This is a genomic window from Methylobacterium cerastii (genome assembly GCF_022179125.1).
GTDB lineage: Bacteria > Pseudomonadota > Alphaproteobacteria > Rhizobiales > Beijerinckiaceae > Methylobacterium > Methylobacterium cerastii.
On the sequence record NZ_BPQG01000032.1, the window covers coordinates 66,047 to 90,955 of the forward strand.

The following is a 24,909-nucleotide window of genomic DNA, read 5'->3' on the forward strand; positions in this document are numbered from 1 at the left end:
TCCTCCCCGCATTCCCCTTGTGCATCGGCCGGAACCTTATCGACGGGTCGGAGATTTCTCCGGCCCTTTTTTTTGTGCCCGGTCACCATCCGGGCGTTCGGGCAACAAAAAACCCCGGCGCGAGCCGGGGTTTCGTCGTTTTGGGGACCGAAGCGCAGGCGGCCGGGTCGCCGCCCGGATCTCAGGCGGACTTGGCTTCCCGCCGACGCGCCGTCTGCTGGAAGAACAGCGCCTGGCTGATGACGGCCGAGACGTTGGCGGGCTGGAACGGCTTGGCGATGAGGAAGGCCGGCTCGGGCCGCTCGCCGGTGAGGAAGCGCTCGGGATAGGCGGTGATGAAGATCACCGGAACCTCGAAGGTTTTCAGCAGGTCGTTCACCGCGTCGAGGCCGGACGAGCCGTCGGCGAGTTGGATGTCGGCGAGTATCAGGCCGGGGCGCTTGCTGTCGGAGGCGATCTTGACCGCCTCGGTGCGGGTGCGGGCGACGCCGATGACGTTGTGACCCAGCCCTTCGACCAACGCCTCGAGGTCCATGGCGATCAGCGGCTCGTCCTCGATGATGAGGATGTCGGTCGCCATGTCGGCGGCGAGCTCGCGGCCCGCCTCATCGACGAGGTCGCGGACTTGGCTGACATCGACGTCGAGGATGATCGCCGCGTCCTCCTCCGAGAATCCCTCGAGGCAGGAGAGCAGGAAGGCCTGGCGCGGCAGCGGCGTGATTTGACCGAGCCGGACCTCGGCGGGGAGATCGTGCTGCACCTGCTCGCTGCGGCCGTTGACCGACAGGGAGTTCCAGATACGCGTGAACACGCGGAACAGGTCGGCCTTCACGTTCGTGCTGCGGCCGAGCGTATCCGGCTCGTTGACCAGCGTCTCCAAGGTCGCGGCGACGTAGGCGTCGCCCGCCACCTGGCTGCCCGTCAGCGCGCGCGCATAGCGCCGCAGGTAGGGCAGGTGCTGCACCACGAGTTGCGATGTCGACATACGATCCCCTGTGCCTTGTCGGCCTGCTATTCAACCTGCCGCCCCAACGCGGGGCATCCGACTCCGTTCCGGGCGGGTGCGGAACCGCCTCCGCCCGTCGGCGTTGCTGATGCAGCCATGGCGTATGTCGCGCTTCAAGACAATGCGGGCATGGCTCGTGACGAGATGCCGTGAACGGCACCAGGGGGCGCGAGGATGACCGACGCTGCGAAAGCCGAGAGGCCGATCGGCCGTGGCCGTGCGGGCGATGGCATCGCCGACGGCGGCGGGGTCTCTCAGACGATCGTTCCCGACTCTGCGGGTCGGCACCGCGGATCGTCCCGCCTCAGCGATCATGCCCAGGCTCGTATCGGAAGCACGCTGCGTTCCCTCTACGACGGCCTCGTCCAGCAACCCGTCCCGGATCGCTTCCGCGACCTCATCGAGCGCCTCGACGCGAAGGAACCGAAGTCACCCTGAGGCGCTCCGGCTCCTTCCTAGAAGATCCCGCGGCGCGTTGAGCGCCTGCGGGATCTTGTATCAGTCTTCGTCACCCAGCGCGTGTCAGAGCGTCGGCGAACGGCCGCGCATCAAGCCGATCACGGCGGAGATGGCGAACAGGACGATCGCGACGAAGAACACCAGCTTCGCGGCTTCCATCGCCGTTCCGGCGATGCCGCCGAAACCGAGCAGAGCGGCCACGAGGGCCACGACGAGGAACGTAACGGCCCATCCGAGCATCTGCGTTGTCCTTGAAAACATGGACGCGGGCTTGGCCGCGACCTTCTGACATCCCAAACGTCAAGTCGTTGTTTCGGTTCCGCGACTTCGAATGCCTGCACACACGAAAAATGAGAGTTGCGGCCCGGGTGCCGGTGATTCGCCGAATTCCTCGATCGACCCCTCGCGCCAGCGCGCATGTCACGCCATATTGTTGGAGTGGGCACGAGGCCGCAGCCGGAACGGATCGATCCGGCCCGGCGTTCCTCATCCCAGGTCCGAAACCAGAGAACAGCGATGAGAAACGCCTCCGCCCTCGTCCAGCGCCTCACGGATATCGTCAACTCCGCCGCCGGAGCCGCCGCACGCGGCGTCGAGGAAGTGTTGGGCGCCCTGGTCCCGCAGCCGGAGGCGCGCCTCGTTCCGGTGCGCGTTCGGAGCAACGGACCGGTGCGCCGGCCCTGATCGCACCCGAGCTCATCCTGCGTCTTTCTGCGAGCCGCCCTCCGGGGCGGCTTTTTCATGCGCTGTCCACCGGTTTTCCGTGACGGAGAAAGTTCGAGAGCCGTGCCATCCACCGCGCCGATCCCGCAAGGGTCGAGGACGACGATCTGGGTCCAGCAAGTCGAAACGGCTGTAACCTTAACGCCGATCGCTGGTTCGACCGGCCTATTCCTGCTCCTGATCGCAGCGATGTTGTGATCAACTCGGTTGTCTTACGCACTTGCCGCTCGGCTTAACCGGTCTTTAAGTCGGCGCCGACCGCCCCGCCCTCGCCGGGCCGGCGTGCCGGACTGATTGGGATCTGACGAAGCATGGCGTTCTTGGCGCGGTGGAGTGCGTTTTACGGCTCCGGAGGAACGCGGCGACAGATGATCGGCACTGCGGTTGCGGGTCTGATCCTCGGGCTCGGCAGCGTCACGATCGGCTCGAGCCTCGTGCAGGCGTCCGAGCGCGGCGGCTTGTTCGACTTCTTCCAAGAGCTGTTCGCGCCGGCCCTGCCGCAGCCCGCGCCTCAGGTGCACCGGCCCGGACGCTACGCCAACCTGCCCGATGGCCGCCGCCTCGGCGTTCCGCGTCCGCTCTACCACACGCCGCGTCCCGTGGCCGACCTTGCGCTCGGCCGGTCGCGCCGGGCGCGGGCACGGGCTCGCTCGGAACGTGCGGCACCGGTCGCCGTGGCCGTCGCCTCCACCGGGCGGCGCACGGTCTGCGTGCGGATGTGCGACGGCTACCTCTTTCCCCTCGGCACCCTCGGAGCGCGGGCGGACATGCCGGTCCACGAGGCGGCCTGCGCCGCCGCCTGTCCTGGTGCGCCGACGAACGTCTACACCCTCGGCGCACGCGAAACCGAACTCGACCGCGCGATCAGCCCGCAGGGTTTGCCGTACCGTGCCTCGGCACTCGCCAACATCTACCGCCAGCGCCGCGTGGAGAACTGCTCCTGCCAGGCCGCGCCCGGCACTACCCCGCTGCCGGTCGCCAACGACTTGACGCTGCGCAAGGGCGACGTCGTCGCCACCCATGACAGCGCCGACGTGGTGACGCGCAGCCGTTCGGGCTCGGTTGCCCTCGTCGACTTTCGGCAAGCCGCGATCACGCGCGGCCAGAGCCGGCGGATCGAGGCCAAGGTCGGCGCGATCCGGCGTGACGCCGAAGCGCGCGTCTTCCGCAGGACGCTGCGCACCGCCGAGCGGGCGAGCCTCGTGCAGGTCGCCTCCGTCGGCGATGGCTTCCGTATCCCGGCCCGCGCCGTCGGCGGCCAGAACGAGATCCGCGTGGTCACGCCCTCCCCGTTCCGGTGACGGCGCGCCGCGATCGCGTACCGTCCCGCGCTCGATTGTCCACGATGCCGCGATCGCGTAGCCCCGGGTCGTTCGGGAGCGACAGGGGCCTACGATGGCGGAGACGAATGCGGGCGGTGACGCGCCGGACTTCGAGACGGCGATGCCTGCGAATGGCCGCCTTGAGACGCTGAGCCCTCTGGTCCGCCGTCGCGTTGCGCCCAATGGCGGTCCGTTCACGGCGAGCGGCACCTGCACCTACGTCGTCGGGCACGGGCAGGTCGCGGTGATCGATCCGGGGCCCGAGGATGCCGGCCACGTCGATGCGCTGCTGGCCGACCTCGGGTCCGAGACGGTCGCCGCAATCGTCGTTACCCATACCCATCGCGACCACTCGCCGGGCGCACGCCTGCTTCAGGCGCGCACCGGCGCGCCGATCGCCGGCTGCCTGCCGCATCGGGCGGCGCGCCCGCTCGCCGTCGGCGAGGTCGGCCATCTCGACGCCGCCGCCGACCGCGACCACGTCCCCGACCGGCCGATGCACGAGGGCGACACGCTCGACGGGTCGGGCTGGACGCTGGTCGCCGTCGAGACGCCGGGGCACACCATGAACCACCTCGCCTTCGCCCTGCCGGAGGAGGTGGCTCTGTTCTCCGGCGACCACGTGATGGCGTGGTCGACCAGCATCGTCGCGCCGCCCGACGGCTCGATGCGCGCCTACATGGATTCCCTCGACAAGCTCCGGGGCCGCGACGAAACCGTGTACTGGCCGGGACACGGGGGGCCGGTGCGCAACCCCCGTCGGTTCGTCCGGGGGCTCGCCAACCACCGCCGCCACCGCGAGGCCTCGATCCGTGCGCGGATCACTGCTGGCGACGACACGATCCCGGCGATCGTCACCGCTACCTACCAGAGCCTCGATCCGCGCCTGCGCGGCGCGGCGGCGCTGTCGGTTTTCGCCCACCTCGAGGACCTCGTCGCGCGCGGGCTCGTGGCCACGGACGGCCCGCCGCGGCTCGACGGCGTCTTCCGGCCGGTCACTCCGGCAGTCGGCTGAGGCGCCGGGCCGCAGGCCACTACTTCACCGCGAGCGCGAGGTTTGCGACCTCGTCGAGATAGGCTCGGATGCGGTCGGCGTTGACGCCGAGGTCGCGGGTGCCGAGCCGTGAGGCGGAGCGGACGTCGATGCGAGCGCCGTCGGCGCGCGGCCGGACGCGGATGGTGACGTCGTCGGGTAGGTTGAGGATGAGGCTGCGCGAGACGGCCTCGATCCGGCCGTTTCCGACCCGCCCGCCGGGGCGTATCGCCTCGACGATCTGCCACTTGCGGTTCACGGCGGCTTTGCGCGCCAGCTCGAACGCCTCGTCGGCGCCGATGTCTAGGGTCAGCGGCGCGATCTGCGGGTAGGCGGCGCGCTGCTTCTCGCGGGCCTGCGGACCGGGATCGGGCGGATAGCCTCCGTTGCGGGCGGCGAAGGCGGCGCGCGAGCGCGAGAAGGCTGGCGGGTTGTCGATGTCGGTGGTCACATCGGTCAGCGCGGGCAGCCGGAATCCGCGGAGCGCCGCGTAGGCCGGGTAGGCCAGGACCAGCATGGCGAGGACGAGGCCGGCGATCGCGGCGCCGAGGCCGCGGGCGCCCTCCCGCCAGACCCGGACGAAGGCGTACGCGGCGAGCGCCACGGCCACCAGCGCCACGCAAAGGCCGGCGGCGAGGGTCGCCAGCGCCGGCCCGGCCTCGGTACGGGGATCGCGCACCAGCATGATCGCGATCCCGGAGACCACGAGCGAGAACAGGGCGGTCCACCGTGCGAGCGGGCCGGCGCGGGTGACGGGTTCCTCGACGAGTAGGCGGCGCATGGCTCGTGTGGGGCTGCAGGGGATGCGAAGGCTATACCGGCCGCAGCGCAGCCGCGCCACTCGCGGGGACCGCCCGGTCTGCTATAGCCTCGTCCCCAATGCCGCGTTCCCTCCCAGCCCCCGATCCGGACCCCGCAGACGCCGCGGACCCCCTGCGCGTCTGGTTCCGCTTCATCCGTCTGAACCGGCGCGTGACCGCGGCGATGAGCGCGCGGCTGCGCGGCCTCGGCCTGTCGATCCCACAATTCGATGTGCTCTCCACATTGACCGAGCGCGAGGGCCTGACCCAGCAGGATCTCGCGGCCCGGCTCTACGTGACGAAGGGCAACGTCTCCGGCCTGATCGACCGCCTGGTCGAAGCTGGGCTCGTCGAGCGGCGGCCGATCCCCGGCGACCGGCGCTCGCACGCGCTCCACCTCACGCCGGTCGGGGCCGACCTCGCCGCGCAGGGGCTGGCGGCGCAGGCGGCCTATGTCGGGCAGACGCTGGGACGGCTCGGCGATGACGACCTCGCGGCTTTCGAGGCCTTGGTGCTGCGCTGGCGGGCGCTGGCCCGGGCGGAAGCCGAAAACCCTACCGACTGATACGGCTTCCGCTTGATCAAAGCGGAGGCCGTATCAGGCAAGCCCGCGCGGCGCCTGAGCGAAGCCTAAATCCGCCATCCCGAAGGGATCAACCGGATTTGGTATGACTGGGCCGGGCTCGGCGGATCAGGGTGCGTAGGCGCGCGCGGTGCCCGGGATCACGACCGAGGTCGGCACGTGCAGCGACGCCGGCCCTTCGTCGCGCCGCTCCGGCTCGGCCGCCTTCTGCGCGGCCCGGACGCGCACGGCATCCCACGGGCCGACGATCTCGAAGGCGAGCCCTGGGCGGCCGGGGTCGCCGCCGGCCTTCGGGCCGAGCTCCGCCCGAGCGCTGACGCTGCGCGCCGGCAGCGAGATCTGCCCGCGCAGGATGCCCGTGAGGCTCGCGGTCTTCAAAGTGCCCTCGCCGATCTCTCCGATGCCGTCGGCGAAGCGCAGGGCGATCGCGGCGCGCTCGAACGGCGTGCGGCCGTTGCGGCGGGCGAGCGCTCCGGGCGCGATCGCCCCGTTGCGGTGCAGGACGTCGACGAGGTCGATCCCGGCCAGCACGCCGCCGTCGATGGTGAAGCCCGCCCGCCCGGCGACGTGCGCCGCGAGGTCCGCGGTGTCGCGCCCGCTGCTCTCCAGGGTGAACTGGCCTTGCGTGCCGCCGAGCACCCAGCGCGCCTCCCCGAGGTCGAGGAGGAGCGATCCGAGGTCGAGCCGGTCGAACGCGCCCTGCGCTTTCACCTCGGTCTCGCCGCCGTCTGCGCCGGCGGCCGAGAGGGCGACCCGGCCCTTCAGGGTCGCGCCCTGCAGCCCGGCGCGGTTGAGCGCGACCTCGATCGAGCCCGGCCGCACCAGCACGCTCGCGGCGAGGTCGCTGAGGAGGACCGGGCCGATTCGGCTCTCGGCGGCCGAGATGCGCAGGTCGAGGTCGCCGCCGGTGAGCGGCGCCAGGGCCACCGGCCGGGCCGGCTCCGCGGTGCCGTCATCCGCCGGAGCGGTGCCGAAGACCTGCATCAGCCCGCCAAGCAGGGGCGCGAGGTTGAGGCTGTCGGCGGCGAGCGTTGCCTGGACCGCGGTGCGGGCCTCGCCGAAGCTCATCGAGCCCGCGCCTTCGAGCACGTCGTCGCCGAGGGTTGCGCGCAGGCTCGAGAACGACAGGGTCCGGCCGGCGGTCTCGAAGCGGCCGTCGAGCACGAGGGTCCGGATGAAGGGCGCCAGCGCCACGTCGCCGCCGATCCAGGCCATCGTCTCGGACAACGAGCGCGTCTCGACCCGTCCCCGCCCCTGCATCGCGAAGCCGCCCGCGGTGGTGGCGGTGCCGTCGGCCGACAGGCTCCCCGTGGGCCACGCGGCGTTCAGGGCGAAGGGCGACGCGGCTCCGGCCAGGAGGTCGCCCGCGCGCAGCCCGACGACCGCCACGCTGGTGCGCGCACCGCGCCAGGTCAGGGTCGCGGCCGCGTCGAGGCTGGCGCTCCAGATCGGCCAGGCGAGGGTCAGGTCGACCGCCTGCGCGCCGGCTCCCGGATTCGCGGAATCGAGGGTGGTGCCACTCAAGGTGATCCGGCGCGGATGGTTGGTGCCGCCTTGGGCTAGGCGCGCGCCGATGCGGCGGGCGGGCTCGGTCCAGCGCGGGTCGTCGGCGCCGTCGGGCATGTGGATGGTAGCGCCGCCCAGCGCGACCGAGCCGAGGTCGGCCTGGCCCGAGAGCAGGGCGAGCGGATTGAGGTCGAGGTCGAGGCTGCCGCCCTCGATCAGGGCAGGTCCGCCGGCCTGCGCCCCGGTGATCCGGGTGCGGGTGAAGCTCAGGCGCGGAAGCGGGAGTAGCGTCATCGTCGTCGCGCCCTCCGCGGTGAGCGCGAGGCCGAACTCGCGCAGGCCGCGGCTGACGAAAGCCGCCGCCGTCGGGGTGCCGACCGGCCAGGGCAGGGTCGCCAAGCCCGCCACGAGGGCGGCCATCGACGCGAGGCCGACGGCGATGAGGGGGCGGCGCGGCGACATTGCACTCCGGGCGGGCACGTCGCGGGAGCGCCGAGGAGCGGCGTAGGCGCGACGGGGGACGACGAACGCGTCCGCGATGTCTCAGGCTCCCCCCAGCCGTCATGCATCGGACCGTTCGGGTGATTCCCTTAAAGCCTTCGATCGGCTTTGTCTGCCCGCGGCGCCCGGCCGTCCCCGCCGCCTTCGAACGCATGCCGGCGCTTTGATTCCCGGCACCGGGCGCCTTTACCGGCGCGTCGGAATCGGAGACAGCTTTCGCGGAAACGATTGTCGGCGCCGTCGCGCGCGGGCCTTGATAGGGTTCAACGTCCATGAAGAAGGTCTATGCGGATCCGACGACGGCGCTCGCGGGGCTGCTGAAGAACGACATGATGGTGATGTGCGGCGGCTTCGGCCTCTGCGGCATCCCCGACGAACTGATCGAGGCTGTGCGCGAATCGGGCGTGAAGGGCCTGACCATCGTCTCGAACAACGCCGGCATCGACGGCGTTGGTCTCGGCAAGCTGCTCGACACGCGGCAGGTCTCCAAGATGATCTCGTCCTATGTCGGCGAGAACAAGGAGTTCGCCCGGCAGTATCTCGGCGGCGAACTCGAGATCGAGTTCAACCCGCAGGGGACGCTCGCCGAGCGCATCCGCGCGGGCGGAGCCGGCATCCCGGCCTTCTTCACCAAGACCGGCGTCGGCACCAAGGTCGCCGAGGGCAAGGAGGTGCGTGAGTTCGACGGCGAGCACTTCGTGATGGAGCGCGGCCTGTTCGCGGACCTCGCGCTCATCCACGCCCACACCGGCGACACCGAGGGCAACCTCCGCTACCGGAAGACCGCCCGGAACTTCAACCCGATGATGGCCACCGCCGCGACCATGACGGTGGCGCAGGTCGAGCACCTGGTGAAGCCCGGCGAGATCGACGCCGACGACATCCACACGCCCGGCATCTTCGTGAAGCGCATCATCCACGTGCCGGGACGCGAGAAGCGGATCGAGCAGCGCACGGTGCGCAAGCGCGCCGAAGCCGCGCCCGCGGCGGCCGGCGGCGGCCAGATCTGATCAGGCAAGAGGGAACACGAAAATGGCCTGGACCCGCGAACAGATGGCGGCACGTGCCGCGAAGGAGCTGGAGGACGGCTTCTACGTCAACCTCGGGATCGGCATCCCGACCCTGGTTTCCAACTACATCCCCGACGGGATGTCGGTTCAGCTCCAGTCGGAGAACGGCATGCTCGGCATGGGCCCGTTCCCGCTCGAAGGCGAGGAGGACGCCGACCTGATCAACGCCGGCAAGCAGACGATCACGGCGCTGCCGACGACGAGCTACTTCTCCTCGTCCGATTCTTTCGGGATGATCCGCGGCGGGCACATCAACCTGTCGATCCTCGGCGCCATGCAGGTGGCCGGGAACGGCGACCTCGCCAACTGGATGATCCCCGGCAAGATGGTGAAGGGCATGGGCGGCGCCATGGACCTCGTGGCCGGCGTCAAGCGCGTCGTCGTCGTCATGGAGCACGTGGCGAAGAACAAGGACGGCACCGAGAGCCCCAAGCTGCTCAAGGAATGCGACCTGCCGCTCACCGGCACGCACGTGGTCGACCTCGTCATCACCGATCTCGGCGTGTTCACGATCGACAAGCACGGCGACGGCGGGATGCGGCTGATCGAGCTCGCGGACGGCGTCACCGAGGACGAGATCCGCGGCAAGACCGAGGCGGCCTACACGGTGGGGCTCGCCTGAGGTTCTACGACGTGGCTCGGCCGCCCCGCCGGGCGCCGAGCCACGTCGCGGCGCCGACCGCGAGGCCGACCGCGGCGATCAGGAGCGTCGAGGCGGCGTTGATCTCCGGGTTCACCCCGAGGCGGACCTGGCTGTAGAGCCGCATCGGCAGGGTGGTCGCGCCCGGCCCGGAGACGAAGCTCGCGACCACGAGGTCGTCGAGCGACAGGGTGAAGGCCAGCAGGAACCCGGCGGCGATGCCGGGGGCCAGGAGCGGCAGCGTCACCGTGGCGAAGACCCGGAACGGCCCGGCCCCGAGGTCGGCCGCGGCCTCCTCCAGGTCGCGGTCGAGCCCGCGCAGGCGCGCGGCGACGACCACCGCGACGAAGCCGGTGCCCAGCGTCGCGTGGGCGACGACGATCGCCCCCATCCCGCGGTCGAGCCCGATCCCGACGAAGAGCAGCAGCAGCGACAGGCCGGTGATCACCTCCGGCATCACCATCGGCGCGGTGACGAGGCCGGTGAACAGCGTCCGCCCACTGAAGCGGCCGTGGCGGGCGAGCGCGAGGGCGGCGAGCGTGCCGAGCGCGGTGGCGATTGCGGCCGACAGGGTCGCGACCCGCAGCGACATCCAGGCGGATTCGAGCAACGGCCCGTCGGCCAGCAGCACGCCGTACCACCGGGTCGAGAACCCGCCCCACACCGTGACCAGCGCCGACGCGTTGAACGAGTAGGCGACGAGCACCAGGATCGGCGCGTAGAGGAAGCCGAACCCTGAGATCAGCACGGCACGGATCAGGACGGATCGGGTCAGCACGCTCATGGTGCGCCCTCTCTGCCCGGGATCTCTCTGCCCGAGCCCTCGCCGCTCGCGGCCTCGGCGGCGGCGTCGCGGAACAGCACCACCGGGCCGACCACGAGGACGACCAGCAGGATCGCCACCGCCGAGGCGAGCGGCCAATCGCGGTTGGAGAAGAACTCGCTCCACAGCACGCGCCCGAGCATCAGCGTCTCGGAGCCGCCGAGCAGGTCCGGGATCACGAACTCGCCGACCATGGGGATGAAGCAGAGCGCTGCGCCGGCCAGCAGGCCGGGGAGCGCGAGGGGCAGCGTCACCGTCCGGAACACCCGGGCCGGCGAGGCGCCGAGGTCGGCGGCCGCCTCGCGCAAAGCCGGATCGAGGCGGCTCAGCACGGCGTAGAGCGGCAGCACCATGAACGGCAGGTAGGCGTAGACGAGGCCGATGAGCACTGCGACGGGGGTATTCAGGATTTCTAGCGGCTGTCCGATCAGCCCCAGGCGCATCAGCCCGAGGTTGAGCAGGCCTTCCGGCTTCAGGATCGCGATCCAGGCGTAGACCCGGATCAGGAAGCTCGTCCAGAACGGCACCACGACGAGGGCGACGAGCAGCGGCTGACGCCCCGCCGGGCTCCGGGCGATGGCGTAGGCGAGCGGGGTGGCGATGCCCGCCAGGATGATCGTCGCCGCCAGCGCGTAGGCCACCGAGGCCAGGGCCGCGTCGCGATAGAGCGCGTCGGTGGCAAGCGTGACGTAGTTCTCGACGTTCAAGGCCTGGAGGAAGTCCGACCAATCCCCCGCCCCGCCCCGCCAGTCGAGCACCGGCAGGTACGGCGGCATCGCGGTGGCCGGCTCCGACAGGCTGATCTTCAAGGTGATGACGAACGGCACCAGGAAGAACGCGCCGAGCCAGAGCCAGACCGGCAGGCGAAGCAGGGCCTGTAGGCTTCGCGCGCGCGACAGGGGGATCATTTCGAGAACCTCACCCGAACCACAATCTCCGGGGCGACGACGTTCATACATTGCACATGCGAAGCCGCCACGCGTTCCCTCCCCACGCAAAGAAGGGAGGAAGATGCGCGTCGTGGTCGCGACACACCAAAACCACCCCGCGCGAACAAAAGTCCGCCGGCGGCATGGCCCGAACATCACGAAACAGGAGACGCGGGACGCCGCGGAACCCTGTGATGATGCGCGATTAGCCGGTTCCCCGGCGTCCCGCGGTGCCGGGCCCGGAACGCGGGCGTCGGCGCCGATTTGGCGTCGCGACTGGTTCGATCGTAGCCACACAACGCGGGGCAGGAGGCGTAAAACCTCGAACGCCTGTCACGCTTCCGCGTCCGCGTGAGCGGTCGGTCGCGCCTAAGCCTTCCCGCGCGAGCACGAGCCCAGCCCCGCGTTGCGGGTCCGGTCACTCCGGGCCACGGCACGCGGGTGAACCCGCCGCTCTGTGTCCCTGCCCCACGATGCCCGCGCCGCCGGCTGACCGACCGACGACCCGGGAGCCGCCACGCTGCCGACCGCCCCGTCGATCACCGGGCCGGCTCCTGACGGCGGCACCGGGACGAAACGCAGCCCCGGCGCCGTGCAGCGCGTGATGGGGTTATAGGCAGGTTGTAGGAATTTTGTCAAGATTGCCCCGAGCCCGCCCCGATTTGGGCCGTTCCTGCATGCGATGATGAGCGACCGTCCGTTGGGTCAAGCAGCGACGGGGCGGTTTTGTCGGATGTCTCGGACTTGTGCGTCGAGCCGAGGTCGTCGTCCTTTCATCCGGCCAGTCGTCGCTTGGTGTGCACAGAGGCCTTCTTCTCGTCCCGGCCGACGATGTCGAGGGCGAGACGGCGCAGGAGGGCGAGGTCCCGAGCCGTCGGGGACAAGTCCTGCACTGCACGCATCGACCCCCTCCCGGCTTCTAATAGGCGTCGACGCACCACCCTCACCGCAGCGAGGGCTGGAAAAGCCATGTGCGATCGCTCTGCCCGCTTCAGGGGGAAGGCGGGTCGTCGTCGGAGATAGGCATGACGACGATCGTAGGGATCGCCGGTCCTCTCATGCCGGCAGGATCGTCGCGGCGTCGGGGGCGAAGCGGATCGCGACCGCTTCGCCCACGGCCGGTGCCCCCTCGCCCGGCGCGGCGGTCGCGCGCAGCAGGGTGCCGTCGGCGAGGCGGAGGACGCGGCGGATGCGGTCGCCGAGAAAGGTCTCCTCGATCAGCGTCGCGGGCGCGCCCTCCCCGCCGAGGCGCAGATCTTCGGGGCGCAGATCTTCGGGGCGCAGATCTTCCGGGCGCAGATCTTCGGGGCGGACTGCCAGGACGACGGCGGCGCCGGCCGCGACCGGCGCCTCGGGTGCGCGCCCGAGCCAGGTCCCGAATGCGGTCTCGACGGCGCGGTGCGGGCCGGGCGCGTCCGCCCCGAGGCGGCCGGGGATGAGGTTCACGTCGCCGAGCAGGCCCGCGACGAAGCGCGTGGCCGGCCGGCGGTAGAGGTCGGCGGGGCGTCCCACCTGAACCAGCCGGCCGCGATCCATCACGCCGACGCGGTCGGCGAGGGTCATCGCCTCGGCGGGGTCGTGGGTGACGACGACGAAGGCGGTGCCGAGCCGGCGCTGCAGGGCGCGCAGCTCCCCTTGCGTCTCCTCGCGCAAGCTCCGGTCGAGGGCCGCCATCGGCTCGTCCAGGAGCAGCACCCGCGGCTCGCGGGCGAGGGCGCGGGCGAGCGCCACGCGCTGGCGCTGGCCGCCCGAGAGCGTCGCCGGGGCGCGGTCGGCATAGCCGTCGAGGCGTACGAGGCGAAGCAGCGCCGCGACCCGCTCGGTCGTCGCCGCGCGGCCCGTGACGAGGCCCTTCAGCCCGTAGGCGACGTTGCGCCCGACGCTCATGTGCGGGAACAGCGCATAGGACTGGAACATCATGTTCACCGGCCGTCGGTGCGCCGGCAGCGCGGTAAGGTCCTCGTCCCCGAGGCGGATCGCGCCCGAATCGGGTGCCTCGAACCCGGCGACGAGGCGGAGCAACGTGCTCTTGCCGCAGCCCGAGGGGCCGAGCAGGCAGAAGAACTCGGACGCCGCCAGGTCGAGGGACACGGCGTCGACCGCGATCCCGCTTCCGAACCGCTTGGTCAGGGTCTCCAGTCGCAGCAGCGGCGCGGACAAGGCCTCAGCTGTCCTCGCGCAGGGCCTCGGCGACCCGGGCCTCCAGCAGGTCCGGCCGGCGGATCACCAGGGCGCCGCGGGTGCGGTCGACGAGGCCTTCGGCGGCCATCACCGTGAACTCGCGGGTCACCTGCTCGCGGCGGCAGCCGATGCGGGCTGCGAGCACGTGGTGGTAGGGCGGCGGCGTCACCACCCGTTCGTCGCCCCCGCCCGCCCGCGGCACCGAGAGCCGCAGCAGCTCGGCGTAGAGCCGGTGGCGCAGGTCGAGCAGCGCGTGCTCCATCAGGCGGGTGTTCAGCTCGCGCACGCGCTTGGTCAGCAGGCGGAACAGCCGGTCTGCGATGGGCTCGGAGGCGAACACCATCTGGCGGAACACCGAGGCCGGGACGACGCAGAGCTCGCCGCGGGTGAGCGCCGTGACGTTGGCCGAGCGGCCGACGCCGTCCAGCGCCGACAGCTCGCCGAAGAACGCGCCGCCGCGCATCTCGCCCAGGATCACTTCCTTGCCGGATTGCGTGCGGTTGAGGATCCGGACCTCGCCGGTGACCAGGAAGTACACGTCGGTAGACACGTCGTCGAAGTCGACCAACACCTCGTTCTCGTCGAAGCGGCGCCAGTGGCAGCGCGTCTCGAAGGGCGCGAGCTCGATGCCCGGCTCCTTGAAGAACGGAATGGTGGAGAGCCGCGCCATCGAAAACCGGTCCCTTCGCGATGCGCCGGGACCGTCGCGCCGCGGACCGTCTAGAAGTCCGCGCAGCCGACCCGGAGCGTCGCGTCGTCGAATGTGTTGCAAGATCGTGACGACCGGGTCGTCACCGGTCAAGCCGACGGCGGCCGATGAGGGTGGATGGTGCCGCCCGAGACGGCACGAGGCCGTGATTTCCTGACCCTGCCGGATGACTTTAGGTATAAAGCCCGCATTCGGCCTGCGAGGGTGCCCGGAACCCGGAATGCAGCGTCAGCCGCCCCCCGACCCGATGCCTCCAGCCTTTCCCTCCGAACGATCCGCGCCGGACCTCGTCTCGACGCCGGGCGGCCCCTTCCGCGCGACGCTCGGCGCCGCGTTCTCCCTGTCGGGACGTGGGCTCCACACCGGGCGCCGCGCCACCGTCCGCGTCGGCCCTGCGCCGCCCGGCCACGGCGTCGTCTTCCGCCGAACGCTGCGCGACGGCCGCACGGTCGACGTGCCGGCTTCGTGGTCGCTGCGCGAGCGCCAGCCGCTGTGCACCGCGTTGCGGTCCCCGGAGGGACCGCTGATCCGCACCGTCGAGCACCTGCTCGCCGCGCTCTCGGCCGAGGGCGTCGACGAGGCGCTCGTCGAGATCGACGCCGAGGAGCTGCCGATCTTCGACGGCAGCGCCGTGCCCTGGTGCCGCGCGATCCGTGCCGCAGGGCGGATCGAGAACGGCGCGCCGCGCCGGACGATCCGGATGCTGCGCACGGTCCAGGTGGAGGATGGCCGGCGCACCTTACGGATCGAGCCGCATGACGGGCTCCACGTCTCAGCCCACCTCGCGCTGGCGCATTTCGGCCCGCTCGACTGGTCCGGGACGATCACGCCGGACGTGTTCCTGTCCGAGATCGCGCCGGCGCGGAGCTTCGGCCGCTATTGGCGCGCCATGCTCGGGCGCGCCTACGGCTTCGTCACGCGAAAACCCTTCCTGCAGGGCTGCGGCGTCCGCTCGGCGGCGATGATCGTGCGCGGGCGCATCCTCGGCGGGATGCGGGTGGCCGACGAGCCTGTCCGCCACCGCGTCCTCGACCTCGTCGGCGACCTCGCGCTCGCCGGTCACCCGATCCGCGGGCGGCTGATCGCGGCCCATACCGGGCACGAGCTCAACCACGCCCTGGTGGCCCGGCTGTTGGCCGAGCCCGACGCCTGGGAGCTGGTCTGAGCGTTCGCCGCCGTCCGGCGCTTGCCACGGGGCGCCGGCCTCGCCAGAACGCCCCATGCTCCGCGTCAACGACCTCACCCTCCGCATCGGCGAGCGCCTGATCCTCGACGGCGCGAGCTTCTCCATCCCCGACCGCGCCCGCGTCGGCCTCGTCGGCCGCAACGGCGCCGGCAAGACCACGCTGTTCAAGGCGATCCTCGGCGAGTGGCCGGTGGATGCGAGCGCGGTCTCGATGCCCAGGGGCATGCGCATCGGCGCGGTGGCGCAGGAGGCGCCGGCCGGCCCCGAGACCCTGCACGCCGTCGTCCTCGCCGCCGACACCGAGCGGGCGCGGCTGATGGCCGAGGCGGAAGGCGCCGACGGCCTGCGCCGCGCCGAGATCGAGACGCGGCTCGTGGACATCGGCGCGCATTCGGCGCCGGCCCGCGCGGCGGCGATCCTGCACGGCCTCGGATTCGACGCGGCCGCGCAGGGGCGCCCGTGCTCGGACTTCTCCGGCGGCTGGCGGATGCGCGTGGCTTTGGCCGCGGTGCTGTTCTCCGAGCCCGACCTGCTGCTGCTCGACGAGCCGACCAACTACCTCGACATCGAGGGCACGATCTGGCTCTACGACTACCTCGAGCGCTATCCGCGCACCGCGATCATCATCTCCCACGACCGAGACCTGCTCGATGAGAGCGTCGACCACATCCTGCATCTCGACCGCGGCAAGCTGACGATCTACCGCGGCGGCTACACCTCCTTCGCCAAGCAGCTCTCCGAGAAGCGCATGCTGCAGGCCAAGGCCAAGGTGAAGCAGGATGCCGAGCGGGCGCACCTGCAGAGCTTCATCGACCGGTTCAAGGCCAAGGCGACCAAGGCGCGCCAGGCCCAGTCGCGCGTGAAGAAGCTCGCCAAGATGGTGCCGATCGCCGGGCTGATCGAGGACGACGTGCCGGTCATCCACCTGCCGAGCCCGGAAAAGCCGCTCTCGCCGCCGATCGTCGCGATGGAGCGGGTCGCCGCCGGCTACCCCGACCGCATCGTGCTCTCCGGGCTGAACCTCAGCCTCGCCCCGGACGACCGCGTCGCGCTGCTCGGCGCCAACGGCAACGGCAAGTCGACCTTCTGCAAGCTGATCGGCGGCCGGCTCGACGCGCTCTCGGGCGAGCTTCGCCGCTCCTCGAAGATGAAGGTCGCGTACTTCGCGCAGCACCAGCTCGACGAGCTGCGCCCGGCCGAGAACGCGGTGGCGCACCTGCGCACGCTGATGCCGGACGCGCCCGAGGCGCGGGTGCGCGCCGCCACCGCCCGGCTCGGGTTTCCCGCCAACAAGGCGGACACGCCGGTCTCGCAGCTCTCGGGCGGCGAGAAGGCCCGCCTGCTGATGGGGCTCGCGGCCTTCGAGGGGCCGCACCTGCTGATCCTCGACGAGCCGACCAACCACCTCGACATCGAGAGCCGGCAGGCGCTGGTCGAGGCGATCAACGACTACGAGGGCGCCGTCATCCTGGTCAGCCACGACCGCTTCCTGGTCGAGGCCTGCGCCGACCGCCTCTGGCTCGTCGCCGACGGCTCGGTGAAGGCCTTCGACGGCGACATGGACGACTATCGCCGCCTGGTGCTCGCCGGCCCCGAGCGCGACACCGCCCGCGACGAGGACGCGTCCGGCGGCAAGCAGGCCGAGGCCCGCCGCTCGGCGGTCGAGCGCCGCGCCGCCCTCGCCCCCTTGCGCAAGCGCCTCGAAGGCCTCGAGGCGCGCATGGAGAAGCTCACCGCCGCCATCGCCAAGATCGACGCGGCCTTGGGCGACGGCACCGCCTTCCTCCAGAACGCCGCCAAGGCCGGCGAGATCGCGAAGATGCGGGCGGATGCCGTGGCCGCGCTCGGGGTCGCCGAGGAAGAGTGGCTGACGGTGAGCGGGGAGATCGAGGCGGCGTGAGACACCACCGCGCTAGAATTCGGCTCGGCCCGCGATCGATCCCGCTCCCGCCGAGGCGCTTTCAGCCTGCGTACAGGCGCGGGCGGCGATGGAACCGCGACGCTCCGAGACACGAACCATCGCCATCCGGGAGCGCGTCGGCGATCGAGGATTGATGATGGCCGACACGGTCCAGCGCGATGCCACCCGGCCGACGTCGACCGCGGCTAGGTCACCCGATACCATCGTTGCCATCCCCGTGCGCAACGAGGCCGAGCGCATCGGCTTCTGCCTCGACGCGCTCGACGCTCAGGAAGGCCTCGCACCGGGCCGCCTCGGCCTGGTGTTGTTCCTCAACAACTGCACCGACGACACCGCCCGGATCGTGGCCGCGCGCGTGCCGGCCCTGTCCATGCCGGTCCGGGTGATCGAGGCGGAGTTCGCCGGCGCCCATGCCGGCTGGGCCCGGCGCAAGGCGATGGACGCGGCCGCCGAGTGGCTGGCCGAGGCCGGCACGATCCTCTCCACCGACGCCGACAGCCGCGTGCCGCCGGACTGGGTCTTCGCGAACCTGCGCGCGCTGGCGGCCGGCGCCGACGCGGTCGCGGGCCGCGTCGAGCTGATCGCCGAGGAGGCGGCCCTGCTGCCGCCCTCGCTTCCGGCCCGCGGGCGGCTGGAAGACGCCTACAGCGCGCTCTTGACCGAGGCCGAGGCGCGGATCGACCCCGATCCGAACGACCCCTGGCCGTGCCACCGCACCACCATCGGCGCGACGCTCGCGGTCAGCCGCGACGCCTACCTCCGGGTCGGCGGCATGCCGGAGATCGCGCTCGGCGAGGACGGCGCCTTCGTCGCCCGCCTTCTCGCCCATGGGTTCCGCGTTCGCCACGACCCGGCTGTGATGGTGTTCATCTCCGCCCGCCTCACCGGCCGGGCGCCGGGCGGGGTCGCCGACACCATCCGCTCCCGCTGCGAGGATCCGGGCGCGCTCTGCGACGCGCGCCTCGAGCCGGTGCCAAGGGCGCTGCACCGCTACCTCTGGCGCCGGCGACTCCGTCGCCTTCACGCCTCCGGCCGCCTCGGCACCTCGACGGCCTGGGCGCACCGCCTCGGCATCCAATCTCACGAGGCGGCGCGGATCGCCGCCCTGCCCCTCGTCGGGCAGGTCGTGGAGGAGGCCGAGCGGGCGAGCCCGAAGCTTCGTCACGCCCCGCTGAGCGTGCCGCAGCTGCCGGGCCAGATCAGGCTCGCGAAGGCGGTGCTGCCGCTCGTGCGGGCGTTCGCCTCGGTTCGGGATCGCTGGAAGGGGTCTGCCGCGGCCGCCACGCCGTCGCCGACGCCGTCGGTCACGCGGGCCATGCCTTGACCGGATCGGGAGCGGCTCCCCTCTCGTAGGACTCGGGATTTCTCGAAACGCGTTTTCGGACCCGCACCGTCATCCCGGGGCGGCGTAGGCGAGCCCGGGATCCAGAACCGCAGGTCGACCTTCAGGTCGGCTCCGTCGACGGCTCTGGATGCCGGGCTCTGCTGCGCAGCCCCGGGATGACGAGGTGGAGCGGGACCGACCGCGATCCATTCGGGGGGGCGTCAGGCCCGCGCCGCCGCGGTTGCCGGCGGTTTCGGCTTTCCCAGGCCGAGCACCAGCGCGCAGCCGGCGGCGGAGAGGATGGCCAGGGGGAGGAGGCCGAGCGGGTAGCTGCCGGTCGCGTCCTTGATCACGCCGAGCAGGTAGGTGCCCAGGAACCCGCCGATGTTGCCGATGGCGTTGATCTGGGCGATGCCGGCGGCGGCTGCGCCCGCCGAGAGCCACTCGGTCGAGAGCGCCCAGAACGGGCCCTTCACCATGTAGGTGCCGGTGACGGCCAGGCACAGGATCAGCATCGTCGGCCAGAGTTGGGTCGTCAGCACCGCGGCGCCGAGGCTGAGCGCAAGCAGCCCGAGCGGCAGCGCCGTATGCCAGGTGCGCTCGCGGCGCCGGTCGGACGAGCGTCCCCACAGGATCATCAGCACCGAGGCGATGCCGAAGGGCACCGCGTTCAGGAGCCCGGTCTCCAGGTTGGTGAGGCCGAAGGACTTGATGATCTGCGGCTGCCAGAGCGACAGGCACTGGCTCGCCCCCGAGGCGCCGGCATAGATCAGCGAGGCGGCAAGCACGTAGCGGTTGGTCATCACCTGCCGCAGCGAGAGGTGGCCGGCGGGCCGGGCCGCGCCCTCGACCACCGAGGCCCGCTCGTCGGCCAGGCGCCCCGTGAGCCAGGCGCGCTGCTGCGGCGTCAGCCAGTTGGCGCGGGCCGGGCCGTCCGGCAGCAGGAGGAAGGCGAGGATGCCGAGCACCACCGCCGGCACCGCCTCGATCAGGAACAGCCACTGCCAGCCGCGAAAGCCCAGCATCCCGTCGGTGCCGAGCAGCCACGCCGAGAGCGGCGAGCCGAGGAAGCTCGAGATCGGGATCGCGACCATGAAGATCGCCACGATCCGCCCGCGATAGGCGCGCGGGTACCAGTAGGTCAGGTAGAGGATCACGCCGGGGAAGAACCCGGCCTCGGCGGCTCCGAGCAGCAGCCGCACCGCGTAGAACGAGAACGGCCCGACGACGAAGGCCATCCCCGCCGAGACCAGCCCCCAGGTGATCATGATCCGCGCGATCCAGATCCGGGCGCCGAACCGCTCCATCGCGACGTTGCTCGGCACCTCGCAGAGCACGTAGGACACGTAGAACAACCCGCCGCCGAGGCCGAATTGCGCCGCCGACAGGCCGATGTCCTGGTTCATCTGCAGGGCGGCGAAGCCCGCGTTCACCCGGTCGACGAAGGCGACGAAGTAGGCGAGCATCAGGAACGGCAGGATGCGCCACGTCACCGTGCGCAGTGTGGCGCGCTCGATCGCGCCGATCTCCGTCTGAACCATGGCTTATCGTCCCCGCGCCGTCGGCGCACGCAGCGTTCGGCCATCCCGATCGCCCTTGGCCAGAGCCGATCACGACACCGCCGTCCATCCGTCGGCCGCCGCCCGACGCATGGCAACGTTCCGCCCGCCACCTCGTTGTCGCGACGACCGCTCAGCTCCAAGGACGCGCAAGGCGATGGCGACGAGCCTCGACGCATTAACCCCTGCCCTCCCCGGGCGCCGGGAGGTGATCGACACGGCGGCCGGCCGGGTCGGCTTCTACGCTTCGTCCGAGGCCGAGGGCGTGCCGCTGCTGCTGATCCACTCGATCAACGCCGCCGCCAACGCCTACGAGGTCCGCCCGCTCTACCTGCACGCGCAAGGCGCCCGCCCGGTCTACGCCCTCGACCTCCCGGGCTTCGGCTTCTCCGAGCGGTCGCGCCGCCTCTACGATCCGCGCCTGATGGTGGACGCGATCCACGCCGTCGCCGCCGAGATCGCCGGGCGGCACGGCGGCGTCCGCGTCGACGCGATCGCGGTGTCGCTCTCGGCCACCTACCTCGCCCGCGCCGTGGTCGAGCGGCCCGAGGTCTACCGCGCGATCGGCCTGATCAGCCCGACCGGGTTCGACCGGCGACTCGCCGGGCGCGGGCCGGCGGGCGGCGACCGCGGCAGCCCGCGCGTCCGCAGGATCGTCGACTCGGCCGTCCTCGGGCCGGCGTTGTTCGCCCTCCTCGTCAGCCGCCCGAGCATGCGCTTCTTCCTGCGCAAGACCTTCGGCTCGAAGCGGATCGACGAAGGGCTGTTCGCCTACGATCACCTGTCGGCCCACCAGCCGGGCGCGCGGCACGCACCGTACTGCTTCGTGGCCGGCTACCTGTTCCCCACCGACGCCACCACGCTCTACGAGGCGCTGACGCTCCCGGTGCTGATGCTGCACGGCAGCCGCGGCGACTTCGTCGACTTCCGCGACGCGCCGCGTTTCGCCGGCCGGCCGAACTGGACGATCCGCGCCCTGCCCACCGGCGCCTTCCCGCATTTCGAGGACCCGGCGACGGTGACGGGCGCCTTCGATGCGTTCTTCGCCGGCCTCGCTTGACCGGGCGCCTCGCTCAGCTGACCCGCCATCGCGATTCGAAGCCGGCGAGCCGCGCAGCACCGAGGGTGGCGCGCTCCACGCACTCGGCCGGGACCCGGCGCCACGCCGGGGGCCTGCGGAAGTCGAAACGGCACATGGTCTCGCGCATCAGGAGCGCGATCTGCGCTTCGGTCTCCGCCGGGATCGGCCGGCCGGCCCACTCATTCGGCGCCCGCGCGGGCGCCGCAGCGACGACCCGATCCCATGGCAGGCCCCAGGCCAGCTCGGCGAAGCGCGCGCAGGTGGCGGCGAAGCGGTCGGCGAGTTCCTCGGCAAGTTCCGGCGCGTCGCCGCGGAACGGCTCGGGATCGAGGCCGCGCGACCACGCCGCCTGATCGAGGACGTGACCGATGCGGCGCGGGTGGCCGTCCACCTGCCGGTGGACCCTGAGGCTCCGCAGCCGGCGCGAAGCCTCGACGGCGAGCGGCCCGGAACTGCGGTTGGTCACGGTGCCCAGGACCGCGGCGTCCATCATCGGCCCGAGCCGCCCGGCGAGGCCGAGGGCGGCGACGAACCGCTCGACCAGCGTCGCGTCGGAGCGCGCGTCGCGAAGCGGCACGGCGGTGACGGCGCCATCCGTCGCCCGCGCCCACGGGGCGATGAGCGCGCGGTAGTCGAGGCGCCCGGAGCGGCGATGCGCGCGGGCGTATTCGCGGAAGGTCCGCGGCTCCTTCACCAGCTGCGCGCGGTGGGCGTAGGCGGAGTTCAGGAACTCGAACGGCGGCTTCACCGCCATCACGACCTCCATCGCGAAGCCGCGCCGGGCGAACACCTCGGACAGCGTCCGCGGAACGCCGAAGCTCGGCCGCTGCACCGAGAAGTCCTCGTAGGAGAGGATCACGGTGTCGGCGTCGGTGTCGGCGAGCGCCCGATCGAGGCGCGCCAGCATCGTGCGGCGCTCCGCCTTCGGCCGCCGGCCGTCGAGCGCCTCGCCCAACACCTGGTGGTTGACGTCGGCCCCAGACCGGGCTCCCTCGGGCGCGAGGTTTGGGTAGAGCAGCCCGGCCTCCGCCAGCCTCGGACGCAGAGTGGCCAGCACCAGCTGCAGCGATGTGGACCCCGTCCGGGGCATTCCGATATGGATGATCGCGCGACGCATCGTCGATCGCCTCCTTGTCCTGATCCCTGGCCGTCGCGGACCGTCCGCCCCGGCTGTCCGTCCCCCCAATCCCCCGGTTCCGATGATCGACCTGACGCTCGAGTCCGCCCGCATCATCGTCGCGACCGCCTTGGAGACGGCCCGAACGCGCGGCCTGAAGCCGCTCGCCGTGGTCGTCTATGACGATCGAGGGTCTCTGAAATGTGTCCAGGTGGAGGACGGCGCCTCGCTCCGCCGCGCCGAGATCGCGATGGGCAAGGCCAACGGCGCCCTGGCGCTCGGCCTCGGCTCGCGGGCGATCCATGCCCGGGCGGAGGCCCAGCCCTACTTCGTCGCGGCGGTGAGCCACGTGGTCGGAGCCGCGGCCCTGGTGCCGGTGCCGGGCGGCGTGCTGATCCGCGCGGCGGACGGCCGTCTGCTCGGCGCCGTCGGCATCTCGGGCGACACGTCGGACAACGACGAGATCTGCGCGCTCGCCGGCATCGAGGCCGCCGGGCTCGTGCCAGAGACCGGCGCCTGAGCCGATGCGCCTGCCGCGCCGTGGCTGGCTTTCCGGCGCGGGCGCCATGCTGCTCGCGGGTACTGCCGGAGCGCGGGCGGCGCCGGACGGCACGTATCGGCGCGGCAACGACGCCGACCCCGAGACCCTCGACCCGCACCGGTCGTCGACCGTGGCCGAGGCGCACATCCTGCGCGACCTCTATGACGGGCTGCTCACCTACGACAACCGCGGCGCCATCATCCCCGGCGCCGCGCAATCCTGGCGCGTGTCGGACGACGGGCTGACCTACACCTTCACCCTGCGCGAGGGCGGGCGTTGGTCGAACGGCGACCCGGTCGAGGCGGAGGCCTTCGTCTACTCCCTGCGCCGCATCCTCGCGCCGGAGACGGCGGCAAAGTACGCCGAGGTGCTGTTCCCGATCCGCAACGCGGCGGCGATCAACCGCGGCGCGATGCCGGCGACGGCGCTCGGCGTCGCCGCGCCCGACCCCCGCACGGTGACGATCGCGCTGGAGGCGCCGACTCCCTACCTCCTCGAACTCCTGACGCACCAGACCGCGCTGCCGGTGCACCGTCCGTCCGTCGAACGCTTCGGCGAGAGCTTCACCCGGCCGGGCAACCTCGTCTCGAACGGACCCTACGCTCTGGTCGACTCGGTGCCGAACGACCGCATCGTGCTCAGGCGCAACCCGCATTTCCACGCGGCGGCCGAGATCGCGATCCCGCAGGTCGCCTTCGTGCCGACGCCGGACCTGTCGAGCGCGGTGCGGCGCTACGATGCGGGCGAGCTGGATTCGCTGGCCGACCTGCCCGGCGACCAGATGGCGTCGCTGCGCCGCCGCTTCGGCGACCAGGTCGTGCTCGGGCCTTCGCTCGGCCTCTACGCGCTGGCGGTGAACACGCGGAAGCCGCCCTTCGACGACGTCCGCGTTCGGCGCGCCCTGTCGTTGGCGCTCGACCGCGAATACCTCGCCGAGGCGTTGTGGGGCGGCACCATGAGCCCGGCCTACTCGCTCTGCCCGCCCGGGCTCGACAACTACCGGACGCCCCCGGAGACGGAGGGGCGCACCCGCCTCCCGATCGACAACGAGGAGACGGCCGCCCGCCTGCTCGCGGAGGCGGGCTTCGGGCCGGACCGGCCGCTGCGGGTCGAGTACCGTTTCAACACCAGCGACAACAACCGCAACACCGCCGTCGCGGTCGCCGAGATGTGGCGCGGCCTCGGGATCGAGACCCGGTTCGTCTACACCGACGCCAAGACCCACTTCGCGTATCTGCGCGACGGCGGCGACTTCGACGTCGCGCGGATGTCCTGGATCGCCGACTACTCCGACCCGCAGAACTTCCTGTTCCTGCTCACCACCGGCAACGACGGGATGAACCCCGGCCATTGGTCGAACGCCGAGTACGACGCCCTCCTGGCGAAGGCCGCGGCCGAACGCGACCTCACCGCACGCGCCGACCTTCTCTACCGCGCCGAGGCGCTGGTGATGCGCGACCCGCCGTGGATCCCGGTGATGCACACCCGCTCCAAGGCGCTGATCGCGCCGCGCCTGCACGGCTACGTGCCGAACCTGCGCAACGCCGCGCCGACGCGGTTCCTGCGGCTCGTCGGATGAGCGGGCGCTTGTCTCGCCTCGGCGCGCGACGGATACACTTCGGCACGACCGGCGGGGCATTTTATGAACGATGGAGTACGGCCGGCCTCGCCCGGGATGGGCATCCGGGCCGGATGTCCCGAGGCGCGGCCGGCGTGATCGCACCAGCAAGGCTCCATCGCCTTTACGTATCCCGTAGCGGGTCGGGAGAGGGGAGCGACGATGCCGGATACGGCGCTCCCCTCTCCCGACCCTCGCTGACGCGAGGCCCACCCTCCCCCGCAGAGGAGGGAGGGAGACGCGCCTTTTACGAATGCGGCGAGCCGTGTGCCAGGTG

General features: G+C 71.7%; 24 protein-coding genes and 2 pseudogenes. 14 read left to right on the forward strand and 12 right to left on the reverse strand.

Features of this window, described 5'->3' with window-relative positions; all coding sequences use genetic code 11:
- Positions 1 to 181: 181 nt before the first annotated feature.
- On the reverse strand, positions 182 to 985 hold the full coding sequence (locus MFF13_RS11260; RefSeq protein ID WP_147753118.1) for a response regulator: 804 nt from the start codon (positions 983 to 985) through the stop codon (positions 182 to 184).
- A 195-nt stretch (positions 986 to 1,180) separates the two neighbouring features.
- Between MFF13_RS11260 and MFF13_RS11265 the strand changes: the two genes are divergently transcribed.
- Positions 1,181 to 1,444 (forward strand): NepR family anti-sigma factor, encoded by a 264-nt coding sequence (locus MFF13_RS11265; RefSeq protein ID WP_147828076.1) that lies wholly within the window; start codon positions 1,181 to 1,183, stop codon positions 1,442 to 1,444.
- Positions 1,445 to 1,528: 84 nt separating this feature from the next.
- On the opposite strand, the gene MFF13_RS11270 is transcribed toward MFF13_RS11265, so the two are convergent.
- Positions 1,529 to 1,705 carry a DUF1328 domain-containing protein gene (locus MFF13_RS11270; protein ID WP_003599466.1) on the reverse strand — a complete coding sequence of 59 codons (177 nt, stop codon included), beginning with the start codon at positions 1,703 to 1,705 and terminating at the stop codon, positions 1,529 to 1,531.
- A gap of 276 nt (positions 1,706 to 1,981) precedes the next feature.
- Between MFF13_RS11270 and MFF13_RS11275 the strand changes: the two genes are divergently transcribed.
- The 3 genes from MFF13_RS11275 (at position 1,982) to MFF13_RS11285 (ending at position 4,525) form a co-directional block, all read left to right on the forward strand.
- Positions 1,982 to 2,149 carry a hypothetical protein gene (locus MFF13_RS11275; RefSeq protein WP_238272201.1) on the forward strand — a complete coding sequence of 56 codons (168 nt, stop codon included), beginning with the start codon at positions 1,982 to 1,984 and terminating at the stop codon, positions 2,147 to 2,149.
- Between the two features lie 407 nt (positions 2,150 to 2,556).
- On the forward strand, positions 2,557 to 3,489 hold the full coding sequence (locus tag MFF13_RS11280; protein ID WP_238272202.1) for a DUF2865 domain-containing protein: 933 nt from the start codon (positions 2,557 to 2,559) through the stop codon (positions 3,487 to 3,489).
- 94 nt (positions 3,490 to 3,583) lie between these two features.
- Complete coding sequence (locus MFF13_RS11285; protein ID WP_147828078.1) at positions 3,584 to 4,525, forward strand: MBL fold metallo-hydrolase; 942 nt, start codon at positions 3,584 to 3,586, stop codon at positions 4,523 to 4,525.
- 19 nt (positions 4,526 to 4,544) lie between these two features.
- Here MFF13_RS11285 and MFF13_RS11290 read toward each other — a convergent pair whose 3' ends face one another.
- Positions 4,545 to 5,324, reverse strand: coding sequence for a DUF1499 domain-containing protein (locus MFF13_RS11290; protein WP_238272203.1), 780 nt, complete (start codon positions 5,322 to 5,324; stop codon positions 4,545 to 4,547).
- A gap of 98 nt (positions 5,325 to 5,422) precedes the next feature.
- Between MFF13_RS11290 and MFF13_RS11295 the strand changes: the two genes are divergently transcribed.
- Positions 5,423 to 5,908, forward strand: a complete 486-nt coding sequence (locus MFF13_RS11295) for a MarR family winged helix-turn-helix transcriptional regulator (protein ID WP_147815814.1) — start codon at positions 5,423 to 5,425, stop codon at positions 5,906 to 5,908.
- 126 nt (positions 5,909 to 6,034) lie between these two features.
- Here MFF13_RS11295 and MFF13_RS11300 read toward each other — a convergent pair whose 3' ends face one another.
- Positions 6,035 to 7,894 carry an AsmA family protein gene (locus MFF13_RS11300; RefSeq protein ID WP_238272204.1) on the reverse strand — a complete coding sequence of 620 codons (1,860 nt, stop codon included), beginning with the start codon at positions 7,892 to 7,894 and terminating at the stop codon, positions 6,035 to 6,037.
- A gap of 311 nt (positions 7,895 to 8,205) precedes the next feature.
- Here MFF13_RS11300 and MFF13_RS11305 point away from each other — a divergent pair, with 311 nt between their 5' ends.
- Both MFF13_RS11305 and MFF13_RS11310 read left to right on the forward strand, forming a co-directional pair.
- Positions 8,206 to 8,943, forward strand: coding sequence for a CoA transferase subunit A (locus tag MFF13_RS11305; protein ID WP_147752224.1), 738 nt, complete (start codon positions 8,206 to 8,208; stop codon positions 8,941 to 8,943).
- Between the two features lie 22 nt (positions 8,944 to 8,965).
- Positions 8,966 to 9,625 carry a 3-oxoacid CoA-transferase subunit B gene (locus MFF13_RS11310; protein ID WP_147752225.1) on the forward strand — a complete coding sequence of 220 codons (660 nt, stop codon included), beginning with the start codon at positions 8,966 to 8,968 and terminating at the stop codon, positions 9,623 to 9,625.
- Positions 9,626 to 9,629: 4 nt separating this feature from the next.
- On the opposite strand, the gene MFF13_RS11315 is transcribed toward MFF13_RS11310, so the two are convergent.
- The 4 genes from MFF13_RS11315 to MFF13_RS26550 all read right to left on the reverse strand — a co-directional run bounded on the left by MFF13_RS11315 (position 9,630) and on the right by MFF13_RS26550 (position 12,715).
- On the reverse strand, positions 9,630 to 10,427 hold the full coding sequence (locus MFF13_RS11315) for an ABC transporter permease subunit (protein WP_147828080.1): 798 nt from the start codon (positions 10,425 to 10,427) through the stop codon (positions 9,630 to 9,632).
- Positions 10,424 to 11,374, reverse strand: a complete 951-nt coding sequence (locus MFF13_RS11320; protein WP_238272205.1) for an ABC transporter permease — start codon at positions 11,372 to 11,374, stop codon at positions 10,424 to 10,426. The genes MFF13_RS11315 and MFF13_RS11320 overlap by 4 nt, the downstream gene beginning before the upstream one ends.
- A gap of 794 nt (positions 11,375 to 12,168) precedes the next feature.
- Positions 12,169 to 12,297, reverse strand: a complete 129-nt coding sequence (locus tag MFF13_RS26375; RefSeq protein WP_281407946.1) for a hypothetical protein — start codon at positions 12,295 to 12,297, stop codon at positions 12,169 to 12,171.
- A gap of 154 nt (positions 12,298 to 12,451) precedes the next feature.
- Positions 12,452 to 12,715 (reverse strand): TOBE domain-containing protein, encoded by a 264-nt coding sequence (locus tag MFF13_RS26550; RefSeq protein WP_238272222.1) that lies wholly within the window; start codon positions 12,713 to 12,715, stop codon positions 12,452 to 12,454.
- Between MFF13_RS26550 and MFF13_RS26555 the strand changes: the two are divergent.
- Positions 12,670 to 12,834: pseudogene (locus tag MFF13_RS26555) on the forward strand (hypothetical protein); the annotation flags it as partial. The gene MFF13_RS26550 and the pseudogene MFF13_RS26555 overlap by 46 nt on opposite strands.
- A gap of 241 nt (positions 12,835 to 13,075) precedes the next feature.
- Here MFF13_RS26555 and MFF13_RS26560 read toward each other — a convergent pair.
- Together MFF13_RS26560 and MFF13_RS11340 are read right to left on the reverse strand one after the other, a co-directional pair.
- Positions 13,076 to 13,486 (reverse strand): annotated as a pseudogene (locus tag MFF13_RS26560) (ABC transporter ATP-binding protein); the annotation flags it as partial.
- Between the two features lie 73 nt (positions 13,487 to 13,559).
- Positions 13,560 to 14,246, reverse strand: coding sequence for a Crp/Fnr family transcriptional regulator (locus MFF13_RS11340; protein ID WP_238272206.1), 687 nt, complete (start codon positions 14,244 to 14,246; stop codon positions 13,560 to 13,562).
- A gap of 259 nt (positions 14,247 to 14,505) precedes the next feature.
- Between MFF13_RS11340 and MFF13_RS11345 the strand changes: the two genes are divergently transcribed.
- From MFF13_RS11345 to MFF13_RS11355, 3 genes are all read left to right on the forward strand, one after another.
- Positions 14,506 to 15,450: a UDP-3-O-acyl-N-acetylglucosamine deacetylase gene (locus tag MFF13_RS11345; protein WP_238272207.1), complete on the forward strand. Its 945-nt coding sequence runs from the start codon at positions 14,506 to 14,508 to the stop codon at positions 15,448 to 15,450.
- A gap of 55 nt (positions 15,451 to 15,505) precedes the next feature.
- Positions 15,506 to 17,371: an ABC-F family ATP-binding cassette domain-containing protein gene (locus MFF13_RS11350; RefSeq protein ID WP_147828082.1), complete on the forward strand. Its 1,866-nt coding sequence runs from the start codon at positions 15,506 to 15,508 to the stop codon at positions 17,369 to 17,371.
- A 154-nt stretch (positions 17,372 to 17,525) separates the two neighbouring features.
- On the forward strand, positions 17,526 to 18,716 hold the full coding sequence (locus MFF13_RS11355) for a glycosyltransferase family 2 protein (protein WP_373322518.1): 1,191 nt from the start codon (positions 17,526 to 17,528) through the stop codon (positions 18,714 to 18,716).
- Between the two features lie 221 nt (positions 18,717 to 18,937).
- Here the strand turns inward: MFF13_RS11355 and MFF13_RS11360 are convergent, their stop codons facing one another.
- On the reverse strand, positions 18,938 to 20,257 hold the full coding sequence (locus tag MFF13_RS11360) for an MFS transporter (protein WP_147828084.1): 1,320 nt from the start codon (positions 20,255 to 20,257) through the stop codon (positions 18,938 to 18,940).
- Between the two features lie 175 nt (positions 20,258 to 20,432).
- On the opposite strand from MFF13_RS11360, the gene MFF13_RS11365 reads away from it, so the two are divergent.
- Positions 20,433 to 21,335, forward strand: a complete 903-nt coding sequence (locus MFF13_RS11365; protein WP_238272208.1) for an alpha/beta fold hydrolase — start codon at positions 20,433 to 20,435, stop codon at positions 21,333 to 21,335.
- A 13-nt stretch (positions 21,336 to 21,348) separates the two neighbouring features.
- On the opposite strand, the gene MFF13_RS11370 is transcribed toward MFF13_RS11365, so the two are convergent.
- On the reverse strand, positions 21,349 to 22,473 hold the full coding sequence (locus MFF13_RS11370) for a hypothetical protein (protein ID WP_238272209.1): 1,125 nt from the start codon (positions 22,471 to 22,473) through the stop codon (positions 21,349 to 21,351).
- 82 nt (positions 22,474 to 22,555) lie between these two features.
- On the opposite strand from MFF13_RS11370, the gene MFF13_RS11375 reads away from it, so the two are divergent.
- Positions 22,556 to 22,993, forward strand: a complete 438-nt coding sequence (locus tag MFF13_RS11375) for a GlcG/HbpS family heme-binding protein (protein WP_147828087.1) — start codon at positions 22,556 to 22,558, stop codon at positions 22,991 to 22,993.
- Between the two features lie 4 nt (positions 22,994 to 22,997).
- Positions 22,998 to 24,593 carry a peptide ABC transporter substrate-binding protein gene (locus MFF13_RS11380; protein ID WP_238272210.1) on the forward strand — a complete coding sequence of 532 codons (1,596 nt, stop codon included), beginning with the start codon at positions 22,998 to 23,000 and terminating at the stop codon, positions 24,591 to 24,593.
- The last annotated feature ends 316 nt before the right edge of the window (positions 24,594 to 24,909 follow it).